Annotated in this window: 14 protein-coding genes; 12 read left to right on the top strand and 2 right to left on the bottom strand. The window is 60.2% G+C overall.

Going from position 1 to position 20,508, the window contains the following annotated elements; genetic code table 11:
- The first annotated feature begins 474 nt into the window (after window positions 1-474).
- The 6 genes from JKG68_RS25245 (at window position 475) to JKG68_RS25270 (ending at window position 5,859) form a co-directional block, all read left to right on the top strand.
- On the top strand, window positions 475-1,674 hold the full coding sequence (locus tag JKG68_RS25245; protein ID WP_246515844.1) for a tyrosine-type recombinase/integrase: 1,200 nt from the start codon (window positions 475-477) through the stop codon (window positions 1,672-1,674).
- 7 nt (window positions 1,675-1,681) lie between these two features.
- The gene (locus tag JKG68_RS25250) at window positions 1,682-2,548 is read left to right on the top strand and encodes a hypothetical protein (RefSeq protein WP_202064247.1); all 867 of its coding nucleotides are present in this window, start codon (window positions 1,682-1,684) and stop codon (window positions 2,546-2,548) included.
- Between the two features lie 174 nt (window positions 2,549-2,722).
- Complete coding sequence (locus tag JKG68_RS33785; protein WP_312890962.1) at window positions 2,723-2,857, top strand: helix-turn-helix transcriptional regulator; 135 nt, start codon at window positions 2,723-2,725, stop codon at window positions 2,855-2,857.
- Window positions 2,854-3,600, top strand: a complete 747-nt coding sequence (locus tag JKG68_RS25260) for a hypothetical protein (protein WP_202064256.1) — start codon at window positions 2,854-2,856, stop codon at window positions 3,598-3,600. Before JKG68_RS33785 ends, JKG68_RS25260 begins: the two co-directional genes overlap by 4 nt.
- Before the next feature lie 373 nt (window positions 3,601-3,973).
- Complete coding sequence (locus tag JKG68_RS25265; protein WP_202064257.1) at window positions 3,974-5,008, top strand: hypothetical protein; 1,035 nt, start codon at window positions 3,974-3,976, stop codon at window positions 5,006-5,008.
- Between the two features lie 344 nt (window positions 5,009-5,352).
- Window positions 5,353-5,859, top strand: a complete 507-nt coding sequence (locus JKG68_RS25270; RefSeq protein WP_202064258.1) for a hypothetical protein — start codon at window positions 5,353-5,355, stop codon at window positions 5,857-5,859.
- Between the two features lie 469 nt (window positions 5,860-6,328).
- Here JKG68_RS25270 and JKG68_RS25275 read toward each other — a convergent pair whose 3' ends face one another.
- Window positions 6,329-7,609: a hypothetical protein gene (locus tag JKG68_RS25275; RefSeq protein WP_202064259.1), complete on the bottom strand. Its 1,281-nt coding sequence runs from the start codon at window positions 7,607-7,609 to the stop codon at window positions 6,329-6,331.
- 328 nt (window positions 7,610-7,937) lie between these two features.
- Between JKG68_RS25275 and JKG68_RS33790 the strand changes: the two genes are divergently transcribed.
- The 4 genes from JKG68_RS33790 to JKG68_RS25295 all read left to right on the top strand — a co-directional run bounded on the left by JKG68_RS33790 (window position 7,938) and on the right by JKG68_RS25295 (window position 17,682).
- Complete coding sequence (locus JKG68_RS33790; protein ID WP_246515845.1) at window positions 7,938-8,045, top strand: hypothetical protein; 108 nt, start codon at window positions 7,938-7,940, stop codon at window positions 8,043-8,045.
- Window positions 8,046-8,832: 787 nt separating this feature from the next.
- Window positions 8,833-10,479, top strand: coding sequence for a hypothetical protein (locus JKG68_RS25285; protein WP_202064261.1), 1,647 nt, complete (start codon window positions 8,833-8,835; stop codon window positions 10,477-10,479).
- Entirely contained in the window at window positions 10,472-15,430 is a 4,959-nt protein-coding gene (locus JKG68_RS25290) for a DUF8189 domain-containing protein (protein WP_202064263.1), read from the top strand. The genes JKG68_RS25285 and JKG68_RS25290 overlap by 8 nt, the downstream gene beginning before the upstream one ends.
- Entirely contained in the window at window positions 15,430-17,682 is a 2,253-nt protein-coding gene (locus tag JKG68_RS25295; protein ID WP_202064265.1) for a Tc toxin subunit A-related protein, read from the top strand. Before JKG68_RS25290 ends, JKG68_RS25295 begins: the two co-directional genes overlap by 1 nt.
- Before the next feature lie 899 nt (window positions 17,683-18,581).
- Here JKG68_RS25295 and JKG68_RS25300 read toward each other — a convergent pair.
- The gene (locus tag JKG68_RS25300; protein WP_202064269.1) at window positions 18,582-19,601 is read right to left on the bottom strand and encodes an IS110 family RNA-guided transposase; all 1,020 of its coding nucleotides are present in this window, start codon (window positions 19,599-19,601) and stop codon (window positions 18,582-18,584) included.
- Window positions 19,602-19,744: 143 nt separating this feature from the next.
- Between JKG68_RS25300 and JKG68_RS25305 the strand changes: the two genes are divergently transcribed.
- Together JKG68_RS25305 and JKG68_RS25310 are read left to right on the top strand one after the other, a co-directional pair.
- Window positions 19,745-20,104 (top strand): transposase, encoded by a 360-nt coding sequence (locus JKG68_RS25305; protein ID WP_202064270.1) that lies wholly within the window; start codon window positions 19,745-19,747, stop codon window positions 20,102-20,104.
- Window positions 20,094-20,303, top strand: a complete 210-nt coding sequence (locus tag JKG68_RS25310) for a hypothetical protein (RefSeq protein ID WP_202064271.1) — start codon at window positions 20,094-20,096, stop codon at window positions 20,301-20,303. Before JKG68_RS25305 ends, JKG68_RS25310 begins: the two co-directional genes overlap by 11 nt.
- The last annotated feature ends 205 nt before the right edge of the window (window positions 20,304-20,508 follow it).

Here is a 20,508-nt window from a genome sequence, read left to right on the forward strand (position 1 = left end):
TAAAACAGGCTCTCCTGCATCACGAGACGCTCGCCCATCATGCCCCGGTCCTCCTGCTGAGAATGCCCGATCAGGGAATCACGATCCGCCGCTAATCACGAGGACTTTTTCAACGAAATCGGCACGAAGCGGAAGTAACTCGAATGTCTGCAAAGGCGCGGTTAGCGGACTATTCGCCTGACAATTCGTATTACACGCAGAGAAGCGGAGCTGTGCTTCGATGTTGGGGCCAGTGTTAGGGCCAAATCTGATGCTTCGAAGATTTCTTGAGGCATTCCAGAGATTTACCAGAGAGTTATGGCGGAGAGGGGGTCCGCCTTGGCTGTATCCAAGCACGTCCGAAATCATCCAAAAACCTAAGCAAAGCAAGGGATTCAGGAGTTTCAGTTGTCCAAGCCGGTCTGTTGAAATGCCGCTAGATCCACTTTATAGTGTGGGCTAAAATGTGGGGCATTTAAGTTAGGCGGACAGGGCATGAAGGGGAGGGGCAAGCATCCCGAGAAGGCGCTTACGGCCATGCAGGTGCGCAACCTCAACAAGCCGGGGCGCTATGCCGATGGTAATGGCCTCTACCTTGTTGTCGATCCTTCGGGGGCTAAGCGATGGCTCTTGCGGGTGGTTGTCCACGGCAAGCGGCGGGACATAGGACTGGGAGGGACGTCCCTCGTCTCGCTCAGCGAGGCTCGTGAGAAGGCGCTATCCTGCCGGAAGCTCGCCCGGGATGGCGGTGATCCTTTGGCCGAGAAGCGGAAGAAAAAGCGTGAAATCCCGACCTTCACCAAAGCTGCCGAGCAGGTCCACGCCGAGCACAAGGCGAGTTGGAAGAACAAGAAGCACGTAGATCAGTGGATCAATACCCTCAAGGAATACGTCTTTCCCCACTTTGGCGAGACCCCGGTCGATCAGGTCCAAACGCCTGACGTCCTGAAGGCTCTTGGCCCTATCTGGCTTACCAAGCCGGAAACGGCGCGGCGAGTGCGCCAGCGCATCAAAGCTGTGTTGGACTGGGCCAAGGCAGCCGGTTTCCGATCAGGTGAAAATCCGGTCGAGGGTGTCGAGAAGGGATTGCCGAAGCAGAATGGCCGCGACAGTCACCACGAGGCCATGTCCTACGGGCAGGTCCCAGCCTTCATCAAGAACCTTCGAGCCTCCGATGCTGGTGAGACCACACGGCTGGCCCTTGAGTTCCTGATCCTGACCGCCTCCCGAACTAGCGAAGTGCTGCAGGCCCGGTGGGGTGAATTCGACCTTGATCAAGCGCTGTGGACAGTCCCTGCCGAACGGATGAAGGCCAAGCGCATTCATCGTGTCCCGCTAAGTGATCGCTGCCTGGACATTCTGAAGCGAGTCAAAGTAATTGGAACTGGCAGCGGCTATGCCTTTCCGGGCCGGACTGCGGAAAGGCCACTGTCCAATATGGCATTTCTTATGATGCTGCGCCGGATGAACCTGAACGTGACAGCGCATGGCTTCCGGTCATCCTTCCGAGATTGGGCGGCAGAAACGACGAGCTTCCCGCGCGAGGTTGCGGAGATGGCACTGGCTCACACCATCGAGAACAAGGTCGAGGCTGCCTACCGGCGTGGCGATCTCATGGCCAAACGCCGTGGAATGATGAACGCCTGGGCTACCTATATCGTAGAGGAAAAAGAGGCAGATGCTGCGAGTTCATAGTCCCGAGATGAAGTTTCTGCTTTCCCAGAAGTATCCTGATTGGGCGAAAATCAAGAACGAATACAACCAGGCACGTGGGCGTGAAAGGTCTACGCTCTCAAAGGAGATTGAAAAGATCGACCTCTACCTCATGGGCTTAGAGGCGCTGCCGAAATACGTCTTGGAGCTCTTCTATCAAGAGGAGTTAAAGAAAGTAGATGTCGAAACGCGCAGATCTGTTGAGGAGCATGAGCGGTTTCTCAATTGCGAAGATGCCGACGCAAGACCTGATTTCAACCACTGGACGCGGCTTGACCGCTGGAACGCTGACGAGGCAGCAGCGCTGATGCTTGGGCGCGATCCGGTTACCGTTGCTAAGCGCCAAGCGGCCTTTCGCTCTAACCGCTTCAAGAAGGAGCTCAACAAATACAAAGACCTGATTGAGCGGGCCCAGCAGGTTAGGGCGCTCGCGGAGATGATGACGCCATCGGAACTGATGCACTGGGCAAGGGGCCGTAACCACCCATTCCCGACAGACCTGGAGGCGGCGATCCAAGGTAGCCCCGCACATTATCGCGCAAGTCTGGACGCTAACGCTCTCGGCGCTCAGATTGCGGTGCTGACTGACGAGAACAAGCGGCTTGCACAGGATCTGCGGAGGGAGAAGCTGCGCGACGACGGGCGTGAAAGCCTGCTCAAGCTCATCATTGGTTTGGCAGTCGGAGGTTATAAGTATGTTCCCGATGTTAAATACAACAAGGCGTTGGAGAAAATAAAGACCAGCCTCGAACTGCTCGGCCTAGAGATTGATGAAAAAACAATTCGGAAGTGTCTCAGTATGGCCTCCAAAACGCTGGATCCGAAGGTCAAAGAGCATCTGAAAACGGGAAGCTGATCGGGCAAATCGGGATGTGCCGTTTCCGGGAGGTGCCTTCCCCCACCTGCCCGCAATAAGTAACTACAACATCTCCGTCACATCAAAGACGGAGAAGAAACAGTGTCAAAAGCCAACTGCATCCCTGAGACAGGCCTCGTCCGCCTCGACCGCATCGTCGGCCCTAATGGGCTTGTGCCAGTCAGCAAAAGCTCCTGGTGGGCGGGCATAAAGACCGGACGATTCCCAAAGCCTGTCAAACTAGGTCCGCGCACCACTGCATGGCGGATCGAAGACATCCGCGTCCTCATTGAGCGGGGTGCGCCATGAGCACGCAATATTCCCTTAAGGAGAAATCTCTGTCCATCGCTCATGCTCCGCCTGCGCCCTCGGCGCATGCGGTCACTCCGCTGATGGAGAGGCTTCAATCGTGCCGAAACCGGTATCAGCTTGCTTGCGCTGGGTATCGCTCCGAGTTGAACGAGATCCGCGATCAGGCATTCCAGATCGGACTGCAGTTGCGCGACAATCCCGAAGCCTGGGCCTGGCTGATCGCGGATCCCTTCTGGCAAGGTCGCCGGGGTCACAAGCCAAGGCCCGAGCACCGGGCCGACCCATTCCGATGGGTCCTCGCGTACGTGTTCCAGGCAGTGGATGAAAACGACCGGAAGCGGGTGAGCAAGGTGGCTGCTTCGCTCCGCGTCCGCGACCATGCGGAGACGGTGCGCCATCCCTTCGCGGCCAATGCGGCTTGTTCCCGGGAGGGATACGAACCTGCGACATCCATGGAGACAACCCGCCGCGAGGACGAGCACGCCTCCCTTCTCGGGGCCAAAGTGCTGGGCAGACGTGCGTCGCATCCGGAGAGCGCGCAAAGATCTGCCGAACCGCAACCCCGCACTCTGCTTCTGGAACTCACGGCAAAGCAATGGGACGTCCTAAGCACTTACCGCTGTGGGAGCACCTTCTTGCTCGTTCTCCATCAGGGCGGGTCGGAGGATCGCGTTAGGTTCAACGTCGCAAGCGCCAAACTTTACCGGGTCACAAAACCTAGCCCAGCATTGCGGCGATAAGGAATAACTTGCCCGGCGGTTGCGCAACCGCTGGGCAAAAACGGTCGGCCGCTTCGATCATCTTGTTGCAGCACATCCGGCCTACCACACGTGCGGTCCATCGCGACAGTCGCTGAGTGGATGAGTTTGCGCATGCGCTAGTGCGTCCGAACCGATTTAAAACCCGCTCACTTCGTGTTCGCCTTGATCCTTCACAGCATTCGAGACACGTCGAACTGCACACTATGTTAATAGCATTAATACGATTTCACATCGATTTAGCAGCTTACGAGCTCACTCAACGAGTAAATTCGATCATCGCCCAAAGTGTAAAGTGTATGCGTGCTTGCCGAATATGGTGAGCTTCGTTGGAAAAGCCATAGGAACCGATCAAATGATGGACCGAAACGTGCATGTAGCCGATAGTGCTAGGAAACTGCATAGGCTGAAAACAGTAAGAGGATCAGCTAGCAAGCGCTGCTCAAATTTGGATAGCAGAACAAATACTGGGATTCCGCGTAAACGTAAGCCGGTTGCTATACCATCCAATCATGAGCAGCTCGAAAAGCTTGAACGTGCTGCTCGCTTCATGACCAAGCGTCGGTGTGATGTGTCTGAGCGAGAGCGCCGTCGCGTTGAAGAAAGATGGCTTGATGGTCTTGGGTACCGTGAACGAAAGTATCTTCACGCGCTGAACCCGTGGGCAGGTGAAATCTGGGCATCTCTCCTCAAATCAGGCTATGAGCAATATCAGGATGATGATCCGCACTTCGCCGTCACGATCCTTGATAACGGCTGGGACCTCTTGATCAACGACTTCACCTATTGTGAACCAAGGGATCTAAAGTGTATCATCCAACAAATGCGCAAGCAGCTTCAGGCCGCCTTCCGCAACGCATCATACTTGTTCATGATTGACGTTTCGGTTGAGCGACAAGCACGAGTCCATAGAAATCAGCGACGCTTCTGCCTTCATCTGCACGGTATCGTCTGGCTTGACCGACGAAAGCTGCGAAGGGCCAAGCGGTATTTTGCTGGCGGCCACTACAAAGCACCGGCGCTTAGAACAAAGCAGATGTATGACCCTGAAGGTTGGCTCAAGTACGCCAGCCGGGATCCGCGCCTCGGCAACCATTGGTACCGTGCGCAGCTGGATTTCGAGGAACGCTACAACCGCTACAATGAGCATCTCTACAGCGGCCAGCGTCAGCATCTTCTACGCTTGTTTCGCAATGTCACAAAGCCCGACTTGTGCATCGCTTCGGGTATTGGACGGAAGATAAAGCTCTACGCGCTTCGAGCAGCGAAAGACTGCAGCTATCGGCTGCCGGAGCGTGAATCCGATTGGTCGGTAGAATTTCCCGATCACAGGCTCCGGTCCAGGCCCTTAGAAGAACCGGAACCCGATCCGTATTATTTTGACGACTGAAGCGGGGCCAACGCCGCGTCGCTGTAAGATGGTTGAACTAAGGGCTGGTACCGCCTGATTAAAATAGGTCATGAACGGCTAATCGGGCGCTTCTAGCTTCTATTCAAGGGACGCCGGCAGCCAATCCCGTTTGTGTAAAGTATTGTTGGCAGTGCAACTCCGACCAGATGACCGTCCCAAACTGCTGCCGTATGAGCACGCACCTGAGTCACTTTCTGTGGGAAGTTACCTTGCCGAGTGGCGGTCGTCGAGCCGGGTCCGATTGAGTGCCGAGCCGCCATGTGATGCAGCATCTGCCAAGCTGCATCACCATTCCCTTCATAAGTTCTAAAATGGAGAGCACCATGAAAGCAATCAGAAAACAGAAAGACTTCTACGAGTGGTTGACATGGTATATGCAGAACACGGGACCCACTCGCCTGTATCCAAAGCCCGTCGCCGACTTCGCTGAATTTCTTATCGTAGCAGCGAGAACCGGTTTAGATAAGATGTTTATCGACAAGCACTTCGGCGGGGGCGGCGGAGGATTGCAAACGCTGTTCAAACAGTTGTGCGAAGGCAAACAACAGGTCGAATGCAGAACACGCTTCGTTGACTGTGCCATCCTCATCTACGAAGAGACTTTTTATTATGACGTGGTCAGCGTAAGGCATGCCAACTGGTTGTGCGTACTGGGGCTCGAGCTTGAGGCAACACGCCCGTCCGTCCTGGATTGTTTTGGGCCAAAACGCCCGCCAGTCCGCGGGTATTTTCAAGAAACCCCTGATGATGGATCAGCCCAGTTCATAAGCACAAGAAAGTTTGAGCGTAAATTTGGGCTCAAGGTCGCTCTCCCGGATTGGGGCATTTAAGCATACTGCAGTGATGGCCAGAACAGGCAGGCGATCACCTCCTATGTGGAAGATGCTTTGACGATCATGACGAGTTCAGGAGGCTGGTGTCGGCCCGCTGGATAGCACACCTTAGGCCCACCGAAGATAATATATGGATCTAGGTAAGTTATGCTGGTCTGCCACCTGAAAAGTGATCCTCCCTGAGGTATGGCTTTTGAGCATCACACTGGCGTCGATATCGTGCATTTTTCGAAGTACACAAGCGTTCGGCGCATGTGATTCAGAAAGGTCCTTTTTGGCTTCAGTTTGCTAATACGGCCAAACAAAAGGAAGTTTGGCCGTATTAGCCTGCTCATGGGTCAGTAGTGGCGCTGCCAGTGCGATTTTTGGGATTTCTGGCTCATGTCAAATGATACTAGGCCCACTCGTGTGCCGTGAGACAGCGCCAGTACTGCTGGGCAAATGGTACCGGGCTGTTGAGTGTAAGCTAGTAGCGAATAGGATCGTACATAAGCGCAACCTGCTCCATCCTGCGGGCAAACTCGGCGTCTTCAGGGTAGTCGCGCCAGCGAAGAATATACGTTCGGTCGGTGACGTCTACTACTAAGGCTTCAAACCAGCCAATTTCGTCATCATCAATGGCAAGAACGAGGTCACCGGCCTTGATGCGGCCCCTGGACTTCGGCAGCGGGTGGCCTCGTCCATTGAACACCCGGTTCACCACCGTCTCGTGAAGTAGCTCAGTGGCGTCATGGGAAGCTTCCACGCTGTCATTACCTTCGAAGAGCCGCAGCAGTGCCTTAGGGCTGGGACCTAGAGTGCCGGTAAGTGAGACAGCGGCGACAGGCCGTAGCATGTGCGCTTGTCGGGCCAATCCTGCGCGGATGTGAGACCGGGGAACTGCGCAAGCGGCGAGGGGGCTCCTGCCAGGATCGGTAGGCAACGCTTCCATGTAGTGGGCTGCGCCGACTACTAAACCGCCTCCAAGGGCTGCGGAGGCGGAGGCGATGCCGTGCCGCTGCCAGTAGAGATCGCGGCCAGGCTGCTCAAAGTTGTGAATGGCAGTCAACGCGACATTCACGTTGCTTGCATCTATGAAGGTGGACCAGCGCCGCAAAAATGTTCGACGCTGCCTGTGCGATGGTGGGTCGACTGGGCATCCATCAGCGTCAGTGAGGTAGCGAATGGCTCGTAGAATGTCGGTGGATCCTCCCGCTTTAGCGCGAACGCCAAAGGCATCATAGCAGCTACACAGCAGTGCTTTGTTGCCGCTCTTTAGAGTAATAATGCGGGCTGGATTGTCGTAGTCCATTGCATAGCACCGCATGGGCGCCGTCTTCTTGCCATCAGTGTCAGCCTCGCTTGGGAAGACCTTCAGGCCGATGCCAGTGGGCTTACCTGCTCGCCATGCAACAGTGAGCTGGTCTCCCCGAAACTGGTCACTCGGCGGTTCGCAGTCAATGCCAACGACAAGTGCTATCCCAGGAAATGCCCGGTTTAGAGACCTGGAGACTTGGTTGCAGACCTGACCGATAAAGCTGGTGGTCAGAACGTGATCCCGCTCCTCAGCGTTTAAGAATCCTATTGATTGCTCAAGGCGAAAGTAGCCGCCGGGGAGGAGGAGGGCATCGACCGACCCCCACTTTGAACGCAAAGCCATGGCTTGAGCCATCGCTTTGAGCCATATAGCACGGTACTGGTTATCACGGACGAGTTCAGCTGGTCGGCCAAGTACGCTTGCCGACACGATGCGTGGCAATTTCGACATAATGTTTCATCCGAGTGGTTGAGCTGATTTGCCGAGCAGCAGTTTGTGGCTCATGCCAGTCGGCATACACATTATATCATGTGAAAACCTATGTGTAAAGTATATATTCCTATCCTGTGTGTACTTTATCACGCATAGTGACGAGGGATGAGACGTTTGCGCCGATCATCACACACCGGGACGGGACGGAGGTGATCGCGATGACCAATGCATGGGATATGGGCTGGTGTCCTAGTTCCATGCCCAGGATATGGCACGCGTGTAGCAGGGAGCGGAGGCGCTGGAGAGCGGTATAGTGGGGGTGAACACGCCGGCTTTGCTCGACGAGATGGCGCCGTTTGGGGGTGTGGAGCAGCGGGGTCTGGGCCGAGAGGGCTCTAAATATCGCCTCGAGGGATGCCTCAAGCTCAAATATATCGCTTTCGCAGGATTGTGAACCGACCGTGTGGGGTCAAAGCAACCGCCATGTGCCCTATGCATCATGGCTTTGGCCCGACGGACGCTGAGGAGTGGCTCGGGAGCAGCCCTCCATGGCAAGTGGCTGGACCTGAAGGATGAGGAGGCCTGCCGCCCGTCGGATCGTCGGCACGCCCCGGCTGGCGCTCTGGGAGCGACTCAACGCTGATCACTCACGGGCCGCAACCGTCTTTGCCGGGGCACGCTCGCGGGATCACGCGCTCGCCGACTTGCCAGGCCATGCGCCGGAGCCCAAACCGGGGAGCAGTGCAAGTCATGCGTCAAACGGGCGATGGGGAGCGCGTTACGCGGATCCTGCGCCGATCTGCACCGTCGGGTCCGCCGCGAGGGCGGCTGCCTGATCGGGTGCCCTGAGGTGATCGTCAGTTTGCTCCGCCATCCAGTTGTTTCGGGTGCGAGACTTTCGGGAAAATCATGACTTTATTCTAGCACAGCAATTAGAGACGTAGTATGTTATGGTTGCAGGATCATCTGAAGTACTGACCTGCAAGATTTCGTCAAGTATCCAGGGTGCTTGCTGGCTGGGCCGGAGCCACTATTCGGTCGAGCGTGTAAATCGTGTGCGGCCAGCGCTCGACGGGTGAGTGTCGAGCACTGAGCAAAGGGATACGTCGATCGCGCCGGCGATAGGACCGGCGCTCTGGCGCAGCCCGATTTCGGACGCAATGGCTTCGTTGTTCGCAAGACAGCGATTCGTCCGCCCGGTTGTGCTGAAAACAATGAAACGTCCGACACGGCGGTGAGACATGGCCGAACCATTCGTCGTTTCCGGGACGCTGACGTCCCCCCCCGATACCAATCTTCGAGGTATGCAAGTCCAAGTATTCGAACGCGACCTGCCGAGCCGCGAGCGGCAAGCGGGGCTCGCGCCGAAGATGCTCGGCGCCGCTACCGTCGAGGCGGATGGTCCCTCGGAGGGGCGTTTTGCGATCGAGTATTGGCCCGATCGGTTCGCCACTGGCGATGCCGTTGCGCGGCTGCACGGCGTCGGGCAGGTGAACGCTGATCTGAGCTTTCGTGTGTTCGATCCCACCGGCCGGGAGATGAAAATCCGCAATATTCGGGCCCTCGACCAGGATTTTCGCGCCGGCGACATTATCTTCAATGCTGCCGCGCGGATGCAAGTCACTATCTCCGTCGACCTCGGTGAGGAAAGGGAGAAATCGGAATTCGAGCGGCTGCTGGCCCTGGTCGCTCCAGTGATTGTGGATCTGCGCCTAGCCGAACTGACGGACGACGACACGATCTTCCTCGCAAACGAACTGGGGCTGCGGCCACAGGACAATCTCCACCGGCGCCTGGGGTGGCTCCGCTGGTGCGCCGCAGCGGGAGAAGAAGCAGGTCTGCCCATTCCGGCTTTCTACGGCTGGGCGCACGGCAATTTGCCTGAGCTGTGGGGTGCGCTGCGAGATTACGACGACCCGGCGCGACGCGCAGAACAGATCTCGGAGCTTCTCGACCGGCTCGCAGCAACGGACGACGACACGCTCGTCCTCGCCCTCGTCCGCGCTGTCGAGGGCCGGATCATCCCAGGAGAGCTGCGCGAACGCGCCGCGGCCATCGCGGGGGCCATCCGGCGGCGGGCGCTCGTCTCGGTGAACGCGCGCCTGCGCCTGGAACGTGCGTCCGGCCGAAGTCCGCTGGCGGGCTACGCGGTGACCACCTTCGACGTCGACGCTGCGGATCGCGACCTCGGCACCGATGTCACGGATGCGCTGGGGGAGTTTGAAGTCACGTGGTACGCGCCTGAAGCAGCATCCCAGGCCGAGCGCAAGCTGCGGTTCAGCGTGACGGGGCCGGGATTGAACGAGCCTGCCGAAACGACAATAGGCATCCCGGCAGATCCACAGGTGCCGGCTTCGCAGACCGTGACCACTGTCCCGATCCCGTTCCCTGGGCGGGAGGGCCTTTTGAGCCAGCTTCGCGACGGCGGATTCGCCGACCTGCCAACTGAGCTGTTGGACGATCTCGCGGCTAAGCACGGCATCCGCACTTTGGCCGATATTCGAAGACGGGGCGGCCTGGCACGGATCGCTAACCTTCGCAGTATGGACCCGGCTGTATCGGAGCGTCTCGATGCCTTGGCCGATCTCGAGCGCCTGTCCGACGATCCAAAGGAGATGACGGCGTTGCTCAATTGCAGGTTCAACAGCGTGGCGGCGATCGCCGACAAGCCGCGGACCGAATTCATACGGATCCTGAGGCAGAACCGGGGAGCAATTGGCGAGCGGCGCGCTGCGGAACTGCATGTGGCAGCGCAGGCACAGACCGATGTGTTGCGACAGATCTTTGCCGACATCGCGATCGATTTCAGCAAAGGACTGAAACCGTCGGTTGGTCTTTTGGCCGACGAGTACACTGCTCCATTTCCTCCGGAGGGCAGCAATGGCTGAGCTGCTTGGGCCACTCTGTGGCTGCCAGGACTGCGATACCGCTCTTAGTCCCCGCGCCTACCTAGCGGTACTCGCCAAGTACGTGCTCGACCACGTGCGCAATGACGGCGCGCCAATCGACCTGGCCTTTCTGGAAAGCCGCTTCGGACAGCCGTTTGCCTCCCTGCCGCTGGACTGTGACGCTTCTGAGCGGCGGGTGCGGCAGGTCCGCCTGGCGGTGGAAATCCTGCGGCGTGAGCTCGGCCCGCGCCCGTTGTCCGACGCGTTTCGCGAGGCTGCTCTCACGGCCGCCGAAGCGGATTATCGCATGGCCGCATACATGCGCCTGCTGACACAACTGGGCACCACCTATGAGGAGGTGCGGCGCGCTCGGTCCGCAAGCGACAACGAGCGCCACGCCGTGGCGGATCGGTTGGGCCTCATCCTGACGCCAAGCACCGTTGGACCGCGCGAAGACGAACTCGACCTTCTGCTGCTGGATCCGACATTGGCTGCATCCCACAAGCGATCCCTCACCGAAGCAAACTTGGAGCGCGTCTTCGGTCTCGCGGACACCCAGCGCGATCCGCTCTCGGAGGGGGTCAAGCTCGGGGATACACAAGAGCAGTTCACACGGTGGAACTTCGACGGCGTTGTCCTAGGCCGCAATACCGACGAGACGGGTTTGATCTACCTCGACCTGATCAAGTTCGCGTCGGACGGCTATGCGGTGCGCGCGTTCAGTGATTCTGGCCGCACCCGCCTCGTGGCGAGCGGCGAACGCGCGACCACAAGCGGACCAATCCGGCTGGTTCAGGAAGCCGGCAGCAGGCTGTCGGGCGTCGTTGAGATCGACTACACGGCTGATGATGCAGGGGTATCGCTGGCGGTCGTGGCGTCGGTGCAACGATGGCGGCTCCGTCATCTGCAGGCCAGATGGATGGTGGAAGATTGGCCGGATCCCTCTGCGGCCGCTGGCAAGCGCCTTCCCCCCCTCGTCGACCCGCAGGTGATCGGCTTGCCCGACCTGAAGTTCCCACGCGCGGGCGATCCCGCCTTCGATTTGTGGCTGGATCGGTTCAACTGGCTCGCCACACAGCGTGACGCCCTGAAGGCAACCCGGGAGGCCGGAGCAACTCCGCTGGCTGGCTTCGAGGCCATCGTGGCGCAGGCCCTCAGCCAACCCACGACGGCAGTGACGGTCGCCGGTCTCGACCAACTCCAGGCCAGGGAGAACAACGGCGAGCGGATCGAGCCGCGGTTGCTGGCGATGGGGCTCACGCCGGGAGCGTTTGCCTTTATGATGCCGTTGCTGAGGCTGGCGCGAAGTGGCTCCCCCATCGTCGATGCCGAATGGAATATCCTCTACGACACACTCCTGCTTGCGCGCAAAACACTGGAGTTCCCCGCATGGCGCACCGCTGAGCAGGCCAAGAAGCTCACCTTATCGCCGAGGTCATTCTCACTGGCCGACATGGCTGAAGCGCCCGAACCGGCGCGCAGCCTCGACGTGCCGTTCTGGCTTTCGACCCGTGACGCGCGTCGAGCGTGGACCGATGTGCTCCAAGCGCGCATCACCCAAGAGGAAACGGTCGCGTCCGCACTTGGAGGCGCAGTTGCCACCGTCGAGGAGACGACGCTCCCGGTCTTGCGCAACGCTCTCGTCGACGCCGCAGACATCGGGCACCTGTCCCGGTCGGAGCGGGTGAAGTGGCTGACCAAACACCTGTTGTGCGATTATGAGATGTCTGGAAGGATCGAAACGACACGGACGGCAAGGGCAATCGAGACGCTGCAGGAACTCCTATTCGGCCTGCGGACCGGCCAGCTGGCGCAGGATGTCGTGCCGGCCCATGCGCCATTGGAAGCCATCAGCGCTGTGGGCGGGGGCGTCGGACGGATCGACTTGATCGCACGGGGGGCGGACGATGTGCTCTGGCGCCGCGGTTGGGACGGCCAGTGGCGGGATTGGCAATCACTCGGGCTCCTCCCCGGATCCGGCCTCCTGTCCCGGCCGTCCAATCCGGTGGTCCTGGCCGGGAGCGGCGCGCGGCTCGACGTCGTCGTGCGAGGCGGGGACGACGTGCTGTGGCACCTCGTGTATGAGCACGGGTGGAGCGAGTGGCGGCGTGTCCATGACGACCTGCCGCTGGTCGGCAATCCGACAGCGGTTCGGCTCGGCCCTGACGCCTTCGACGTGTTCGCCTTGCGAAGGGGCGATCTCCACGTCATGCAGCGCCGCTTCGACAACGGCACGTGGACGCCCTGGGAATCCACCGGCGTTGTCTCGTCGCGCTCACCCGCTGCCACGTCCGGGGCGAGCGGGCGCGTCGACGTCTTTCTGGCACATCCTTCGCCTTCGTTGTTCAAACCACACCATCGCTGGCGGGACGGTGGCGCATGGCAGGAGGAGACGCTCGATTCCGTGCTGGCGGGCGACCCCGCGGCGGCGTCTCCCCAATCTGGCCGCCTCGAGCTGTTTCAAAACTACCTCGGCCATCTTCGTCGAAAGAGCTGGGATGGCGCAGCATGGAAACCCTGGGACGACCTTGATGCCGCCCTTGGCCCGGGTGCCCCGGTGCTGATAGGGACCCCGAGCGTCTACTCGGCGGCTCCCGATACGCTAGACGTATTCGCGTTGCGAAGCGACGCTACGGGGGTCAACGTGTGGCGACGCCGCTTCGGGGGCGGGGTGTGGACTGATTGGGAGAAGACCCCTGTCACCAGGATGACGCTCGAGGCGCCGGACTTTGAGACGGAGTGGCCGTGGATTGGCTCGTACGAAGCATATCGTTCGGCGACCTTTGCGAACGTCTACTGCGACAACTTGTTGTTGCCATCGCTTCTCAGCCGCCAGACACCCGCTTTTCAGAGACTCGTCAAGAACACCCGGTCACCCATGGGACTGAGCCGGTCGCAAACATGCGAGCAGGCGCTGGCCTACGCGTCCTACCTGCGCGACGTGTCCTTGCTTGACGTGGAAGCCAGCTGCCAGGTTTTGACGACGATCTCAAAAGGCCCGCCGTGCAAGACGGCGGCTCCGCTGACACGGAATCTCCTATACATGTTCGGTCGGACGAAGGAGGGGAGGGTTTACTGGTGCGCCACTGACCCGCAGGACCGTTCCGGCTTTGCCCAGTCATTCTGGGACGAGGTGCCGCTGGCTCCGGACGGCGGAAAGGCTGCGGCCGTGAAAGCGCAGAGGATCATCGGTGCGCTGCCGTGGCTCGATCGCAGCAAAGGACAGCATCACATTTATCTATTCCTGCTTGCTGAGCACCCGAGTGGAAAGAAACTCAGGCGGGCCCGCTTCGATCTCGATGCAGGGGCCTGGGAAGCCGATGTGGTCGACTTGGCCGACCTGCCGACCTATGTCGATCCTTCAACCAACCTTGAGAAGCCGAACCAACCAGAGTTCCTCACCATTCTGCCGGTGCAGTCGAATTCGGTCACGGAAGCACCACGCTTGGCCGTTCACGCCCACTTGACGACCTTCAACGCCTACATTCGGCCGCTCGCCAGGACGGGCGACGACTGGGAAAGCGGCCCAAAGGGATGGAGTAGCTTCCAGGTCACTCCCGTGTTCTGGGACAGTGGTTCGATGAGCCTGCAGCCGCAGCAGGTTGGTGCGGTGGAGGCGGCGCTCCGCATCGACGGCAGCGATAAGCTGCTCTATCGCTGGGCTGGGCAGGGCGGGAGTGCCCGGTACATCTGGGACCAATCCAGCAAGACCGCACATCACGTCTGTGACCCTCCATCCGTGTTCCGGGGCGTCCTGCCGGGTTCGTCGGACGCATTTTTCCTGTTTTATGACGAGGACGGTCAGACGATCTATCGCGAGATCCAGAAGGGCAATGTCCTCGGGCCCGCGTTCATCCCCAGCCCCAGGTTCAACCGACTGGCTCCGCACTCTGGATCGTTCTCGCCGAAGTTTTTCGTGGTGCAGAAAACCGGAGATTATCAGCCCACATTTGCTTATTATTGCCAAGCGGTTGGTGGAAAACTCGCCGGTACACGGAAGTTCCAGGTTATTCCGCTTCTGGACGGGGTCACCAGCATTCCGTGCGGCGGCTCCGTCGAGGCCCTGCAGGCTCGGCGGATCTCCATTCAGAAGGTTTACGAGCGCAACAAGGGTGTTTCCGCCTCGATCCTTCAATACCTGAGGGAGGGTTATCGCTTTGTCCCTCAGCAGCTCGGGCTTGCCTCGGAGGCGTCCGGCGAGTACGTCACGGCACTGGACTGGTTCAGCACCGTCTACGACTACAGGGCTCCGCAGGGCCAGCGCTACATCGACTACGGATTGACGATCGATGCAGGGCTTCCCGACTCCGGAGTCTACCAGCATGCGGAGGACTGGCTCCTCGATCCGCTGAACCCTCACTCGATCGCACTGACCCGGCGTCTTGCCTACACCCGGTTTGCCATCGCCTCGCTGATGCGCTGCATGAACAAGTTCGCCGACGCCGAATTCACGGCTGACAGCCCGGAGTCGCTGCCTCGAGCGCGGCTCCTGTACGCGTCCGTTTTGGAACTGGGCGACGTCCCGGAGATGAACCAGCAATCAGCGGTGTGCACGAACGTGATGGGGACTTTTGTCATTCAGCCTGGAGTGACGCTACCCCCAGCCGTGGCCGCTGCCTTGGGTGAGATCATCGAGGAATTCACGCAGGGGCCACTGAACGGCGCTCCTGGCGCGTGGATCGTCTTGGAAGACATCAAGACGCTGATTCAGAGCGGTCAAGATTGGTCGCTCGTCATACCAGAGGCCCTGGCGGTGCAGCAGAAGGCTCTCAAAGGCCTGCCGCCACCAGCCACCGCCGGCACGCTCCTTGCCGAGCATTCAGGGCTGATGGCGAGGAGATACAGCGGCCTGCTCGCCGATGCGGGCGTCGAGCGCATGGTGCGGAGGGTGGCCGACGTTGCCGTGGCTGAGGCCTCTGACTGGCTGGACCAGATCAAGGAAGCAAGTTGATGGGCGCTCCAGTCGAACCTCCCCTTTTCCAGTTTTGCATACCCGCCAACCCGACCATCGCGACCCTGCGCACCCACGCCGAGTTGAACCTTCACAAGCTTCGGTCCGGCCTCAACATCGCTGGCATGCAACGCGAGGTGCCAGCCTACGCGGCAGCGACCGATGCGGTGACGGGAATGCCCGTTGCCGCGAACGGGCAGATCACCGTTCCAGGCAGACGAAGGCTCCAGCCCTCACTTTACCGCTCCTCGGTACTCGCCGCACGTGTCAAGGAACTTGCCCAGCTGGCAGAGCAACTCGAGGCTGTGTCCCGCGTGCTCCTCCAGCAGCGCAATGAGGCCGCTTACACGTTACACAAAGCGCGCCAAGACCTGACGCTGACACAGGCGCACGTCCGCCTGCAGAACCTCCGTCTCACGCAGGCAAACAACAGTGTCAAACTGGCCGAGTTGCAGGAGCAGCGCGCCGACATTCAGAGAAGGACCTATCAGGAATGGATCAGCCGCGGGCTCAACGAGTACGAGCGGCTCATGATTGACAAATACAATACTGCCGCGAAAGCCAAGCGACACATCGCGCAAGCGAATGCGGCCGCCCAGACCGCACAAGCGGTGACCACGGCTGCCACGGCGAGCGTGAATGCCGGTGCTGCGGCGCTCGGCGCAACCGCGGTGGCTGCGGCGGCTTTCGCTGGCGCATTGCACAACGCGACGCTGGCCAATGCCGAACTCGACATTTCCGTGGCCTCACTGGATGCAACCCACGCGCGTCGGGTCGATGAGTGGACGCTGCAGAGTGCGATTGCAGCGCAGGATGCCCAGATTGGACGCCAGCAGGTGCTGCTAGCGCAGGATCAGGTCAGAATCGTCGAGCAGGAAAAGACGATCGTCGAAATCCAGGCCGCTCAGGCGCGAGACACCGTGGAGTTCATCGCCAACCAGGGCGTCTTCGAGCTATCGGACAGGATGTTCGAGATTATGCTTGAACCTCGCCGCACCATTCTGGAGCAGGCGACTGCTGTCCTGCACCTCTATTTCAACCAGCTCGCATTCGAACGGCAGGAGACGCCACCCGTCACGATCCAGAACGACTATTGGAGCTCCCCCCGAAGCAATCCGCTTGCGACCTCGCCCGACACCAGCGACGATCTCATGGGCCTGACGGGATCGGCGCGCCTCCTGGCCGACCTCTATCAGCTCGAGCAGTACGCGTTCCTAACTAATAAGCGGAAGCTGCCGATTACGAAAACCGTCTCGCTGGCGCAGCTGATGCCAGCTGAATTCCAGCAGTTCCGGGAAACCGGAGTGATCAGGTTCAACACCCCGCTCGAGCTGTTCGACCGCGACTTTCCCGGTCACTACCTGCGCCTGATCCAGGGCATCCGGACCTCAGTCATCGCACTGGTTCCGCCGATTGATGGCATTCACGCAACGCTGGCCAGCACGGGCATCTCCCGCGTCGTGATCGGGCCGGACGTGTTCCAAACGGTAACGATCCGGCGTGATCCGGAAATCGTCGCCCTGAGTGCCCCGATCGGCAGTACGGGCGCGTTCGAGTTGAGCGACCAATCGGGGATGTCGCCTCCGTTCGCCGGGAACGGTGTGGACTGTGCCCTGGAGTTCCGGATGCTGAAAGCGTCGAACCGGCTCGATTTTCTTACATGCATGGATGTTCTCGTCACGTACGAGTATCTCTCCCTTCCCGACACGGATTATGCGCAGCAAGTGATCCGCCGCCTCGGCACCACCCTCAGGGCTGAGGTCGGTTTCAGTCTTCGCAACCACTTCCCGGATGCTTGGTACGACCTGCACAATGCCGAGCTCCTTGCCGAGCCGGAGCGCATGGTTGTCCAGCTCCGCATCGATCGCAGGCATTTCGACCCGAACCTGGACCGCATTCGCATCGAGCACGTGCGTCTCAGCTTTGACATCCGTGGAGGTGCGAAGGAAGAGGTGAGGGTGGCCTCCCTGAAGCTGATTGACGAGGAGGACAACGAAACCGTAGGACTTTCCGCAATGAGCATCGATCGTACGATCGACACGCGGAGAGGGAATGGTGCCGCTTGGGCGCCGCTGACCGGAGGTGGAGCCGGGAGCGGTGGCATTGCCCCGTTTGGGGTCTGGGAGCTCAGCCTGCGGAACGGCAACGCCGCGGAGGCGCGGCGCCTGAAGGATCTGTTCGACAAGGATCTCATGGAAGACATTTCACTCGTGATCGGGTACGCGGCGGACACGTCGGCGTTTCCGGCTTGAGGTCGCGCTGATCAGAATTGCCGATTGGGTTGGGGGAGACCACCCGTGGGTGCTGGCGGGGATGGCCAGACCGAGCCGGCCTCGAGGCCGGCGTAGCGCTTCGTTGCTCAAGAGACTTCAGTCGAATGCGATCGCGCTGATCCTCCCACGCTCGCGCCGAACCCGCACTTCTCCTGAGCTGTGGCGAGTCCCCTGTTTCGGGGCCTGCCCAGGTCCCGGCTCGGCCCCCCAGCGCCTTCGGAGATGCGCGCCAAGCCTGTGCCGGACTTGGCTTGTCTGTCGACGGGATGGAGCGGACATCGGCTGTACGCTCCTATTCTTGCACCCAGTCATCTGCGGCGCCTTCAGGTCAAGTGAGCTGCTCGATCAACCCTGCCTCAATGAGCCAGTCCGGCCCGCTGCAATCAACAATGTTAGCAGAGCTCCCGCCGATGCAGAAACCTCCGGCTGGCTCACAAGGCAATGCTTTCTGGACAATGGGCTGGAGTGCTCCACCAGAGGATCCAAGCCCCACATTGGTGCCCCCCCCGTTACGGCGAGCGTCGGCGAACGGTGAGCCACGGCGCTGATTTCCCGTCTGACTCGACAGAGCACCGGACCGAAAATTCGGATCCTGGGCCTTCGGGCTGGTGCGACCTGTGATTCATGTGTGGACGGCCCCTGTTGGGCAAGGGGAAAGTTGAGCGCGATTTGCTGGTGAGGTCAGGTTCATTCATGTGTTCGGCCTGTTCGCGCGGCGCGACAGGCCGCTGGCCATGATGATGTCGGTGGATCGGGTCCTCATCACTGTACCGCGCTGCAAGGCGCGCTGAATCACCCAGGTTGTCCCAATCCCCGGCTTGACCGGATCAGCATCACACGCTCGTTCTCTCCTGCCCAAACTGGTTAAGCGCGCTGCCTTAAGCAGCCGCTGTAGCGCGGTAGGTCTCACCCCGTACCATCACGGCCCAGGCAACCCGCGCAATCTTGTTGGCGAGCGCAACGGTGACCAGTCTCGCCGGCTTGCGCTCCCGCAGCCGGTCCGCCCAACGGCTGACCGTGGTCGCTTGGCGCTTTGTATAGCGCAGAACAGCCGTCGCCCCCACGACTAGGAGGTGGCGCAGGTAGCGGTCACCCATCTTCGAGATCGCACCCAGCCGCTCCTTGCCGCCGGAGGAATGCTGCTTGGGCACCAGCCCGAGCCAGGCCGAGAACTGTCGGCCCGCTCGAAACGCACGCGCGTCGTTGACGGTCGCGGCCAGGGCGGTGGCGGTGATGAAGCCGATGCCGGGGATCGTCTCCAGACGCTGGCACACGGCATTGACCCGGTGCCATTTCATCAGCTCAATCTCGATCTTCCGGATCTGCTGGCTCAAGCCTGAGATCAGGTTGGCTATCAGCAGCAACGTCTGCCGGGCGAGTTCCGGCAGCCCGTCTGCGCCCTTGTCGAGCAAGTCGACCAGCTGCTGAACATGGGGGCGGCCCTTGGGTGCGATGATCCCATACTCCGCCAGATGGGCCCGCAAGGCGCTCACCTGCGCCGTCCGCTGGCGGACCAACAACTGGCGAGCACGGTGCAACATTAGCACGCTTTGCGCGTCCGGTGATTTGACTGGTACGAACCGCATGGTGGGTCGTGTGACCGCTTCGCAGATTGCCTCGGCATCAGCGGCGTCATTCTTGTTCCGTTTGACATAGGCCTTCACATAAGCGGGTGGCATCAGTCGCACCTGATGGCCGAGAGCCTGAAGCTGTCGCGCCCAGTGATGCGCCGTCGCACAGGCTTCGATGCCGATCAGGCACGGCTCAAGCCTCCTGAACAGCGGCAGAAGCTGATCGCGCCGCACCTTGCGGCGCAGGACCACTTGCCCCTGCCCATTGACCCCGTGAACCTGGAAAACGTTCTTGGCGATGTCGAGGCCGATCGTGGTAATCTGCATTTGGACGGCCCCTTTCCCTTGATGGTCATTGACAGCACCATCCTGGCACATCGCGATGCCGTTGGGTCAGGGGCCCCGTCCACCCCATCAGTCTCTAGAGCGGGAGGTGGATAATAGGTCACCGCTATTCTCTCGATCTTCGGGTGCGCGTCGCCAACTTTGTCGAGGCAGGCCATTCCTGCCGGGCGGCAGCAGGGAACTTTGCCTTCAGCGAGAGCTTTGCCATCAAGCTGGTGCGGCGCACGCGGGACACCGGCTCGCGGGCGCCAGCCCGTCAGGGCCGTCCACCGGGACGCGGCAAGCTGGTGCCCTATGAGGCTTTCCTGATCCAGACCGTCGAGGCAAGGCCTACCATCACCATGCCCGAACTCGCAGCCCGCTTGCTGGACGAGCACGGGGTGGTGGCTGCCCCCGCAATACTCTCGCGCTTCCTGTGTCGGCGCGGCTTCACGTATAAAAAACACCTGATGGCGGCCGAGTGCGCGCGCCGACGTGCGAAATGAGCGCCGCGTCTGGCACGCCCAACGTCAGCCGCGCATGCGCGACCCGCCGCACCGGCTGGTGTTCCTGGACGAGACGTACGTCAACACCAAGATGACGCGCCTGCACGGGCGCTCGCGCAAAGGCCAGCGGCTGCGCATGAGCGCACCCTTCGGGCACTGGAGAACCCATCCCTTTGTGGCTTGGCGGCGCTGCAATTGACCACTGCGCAGAACCTAAGACGGCTCGCCAAGCTCCGAACCATACCTGCCTGTGCTGAGATTGGGGAATGACGTTCCCTCGTTCATCATGCCGATCCCGGCTCCGGAGCCGGGACACCGGGCGAACCACTAAGAGTCGGTCCGAGCGATTCATGAGCTTTGACAAAGCCTTGCGATCCTGCGGGTCATGAGCCGGATCATGGCGA

This window comes from Microvirga aerilata (assembly GCF_016743775.1).
Taxonomy (GTDB): Bacteria; Pseudomonadota; Alphaproteobacteria; order Rhizobiales; family Beijerinckiaceae; genus Microvirga; species Microvirga aerilata.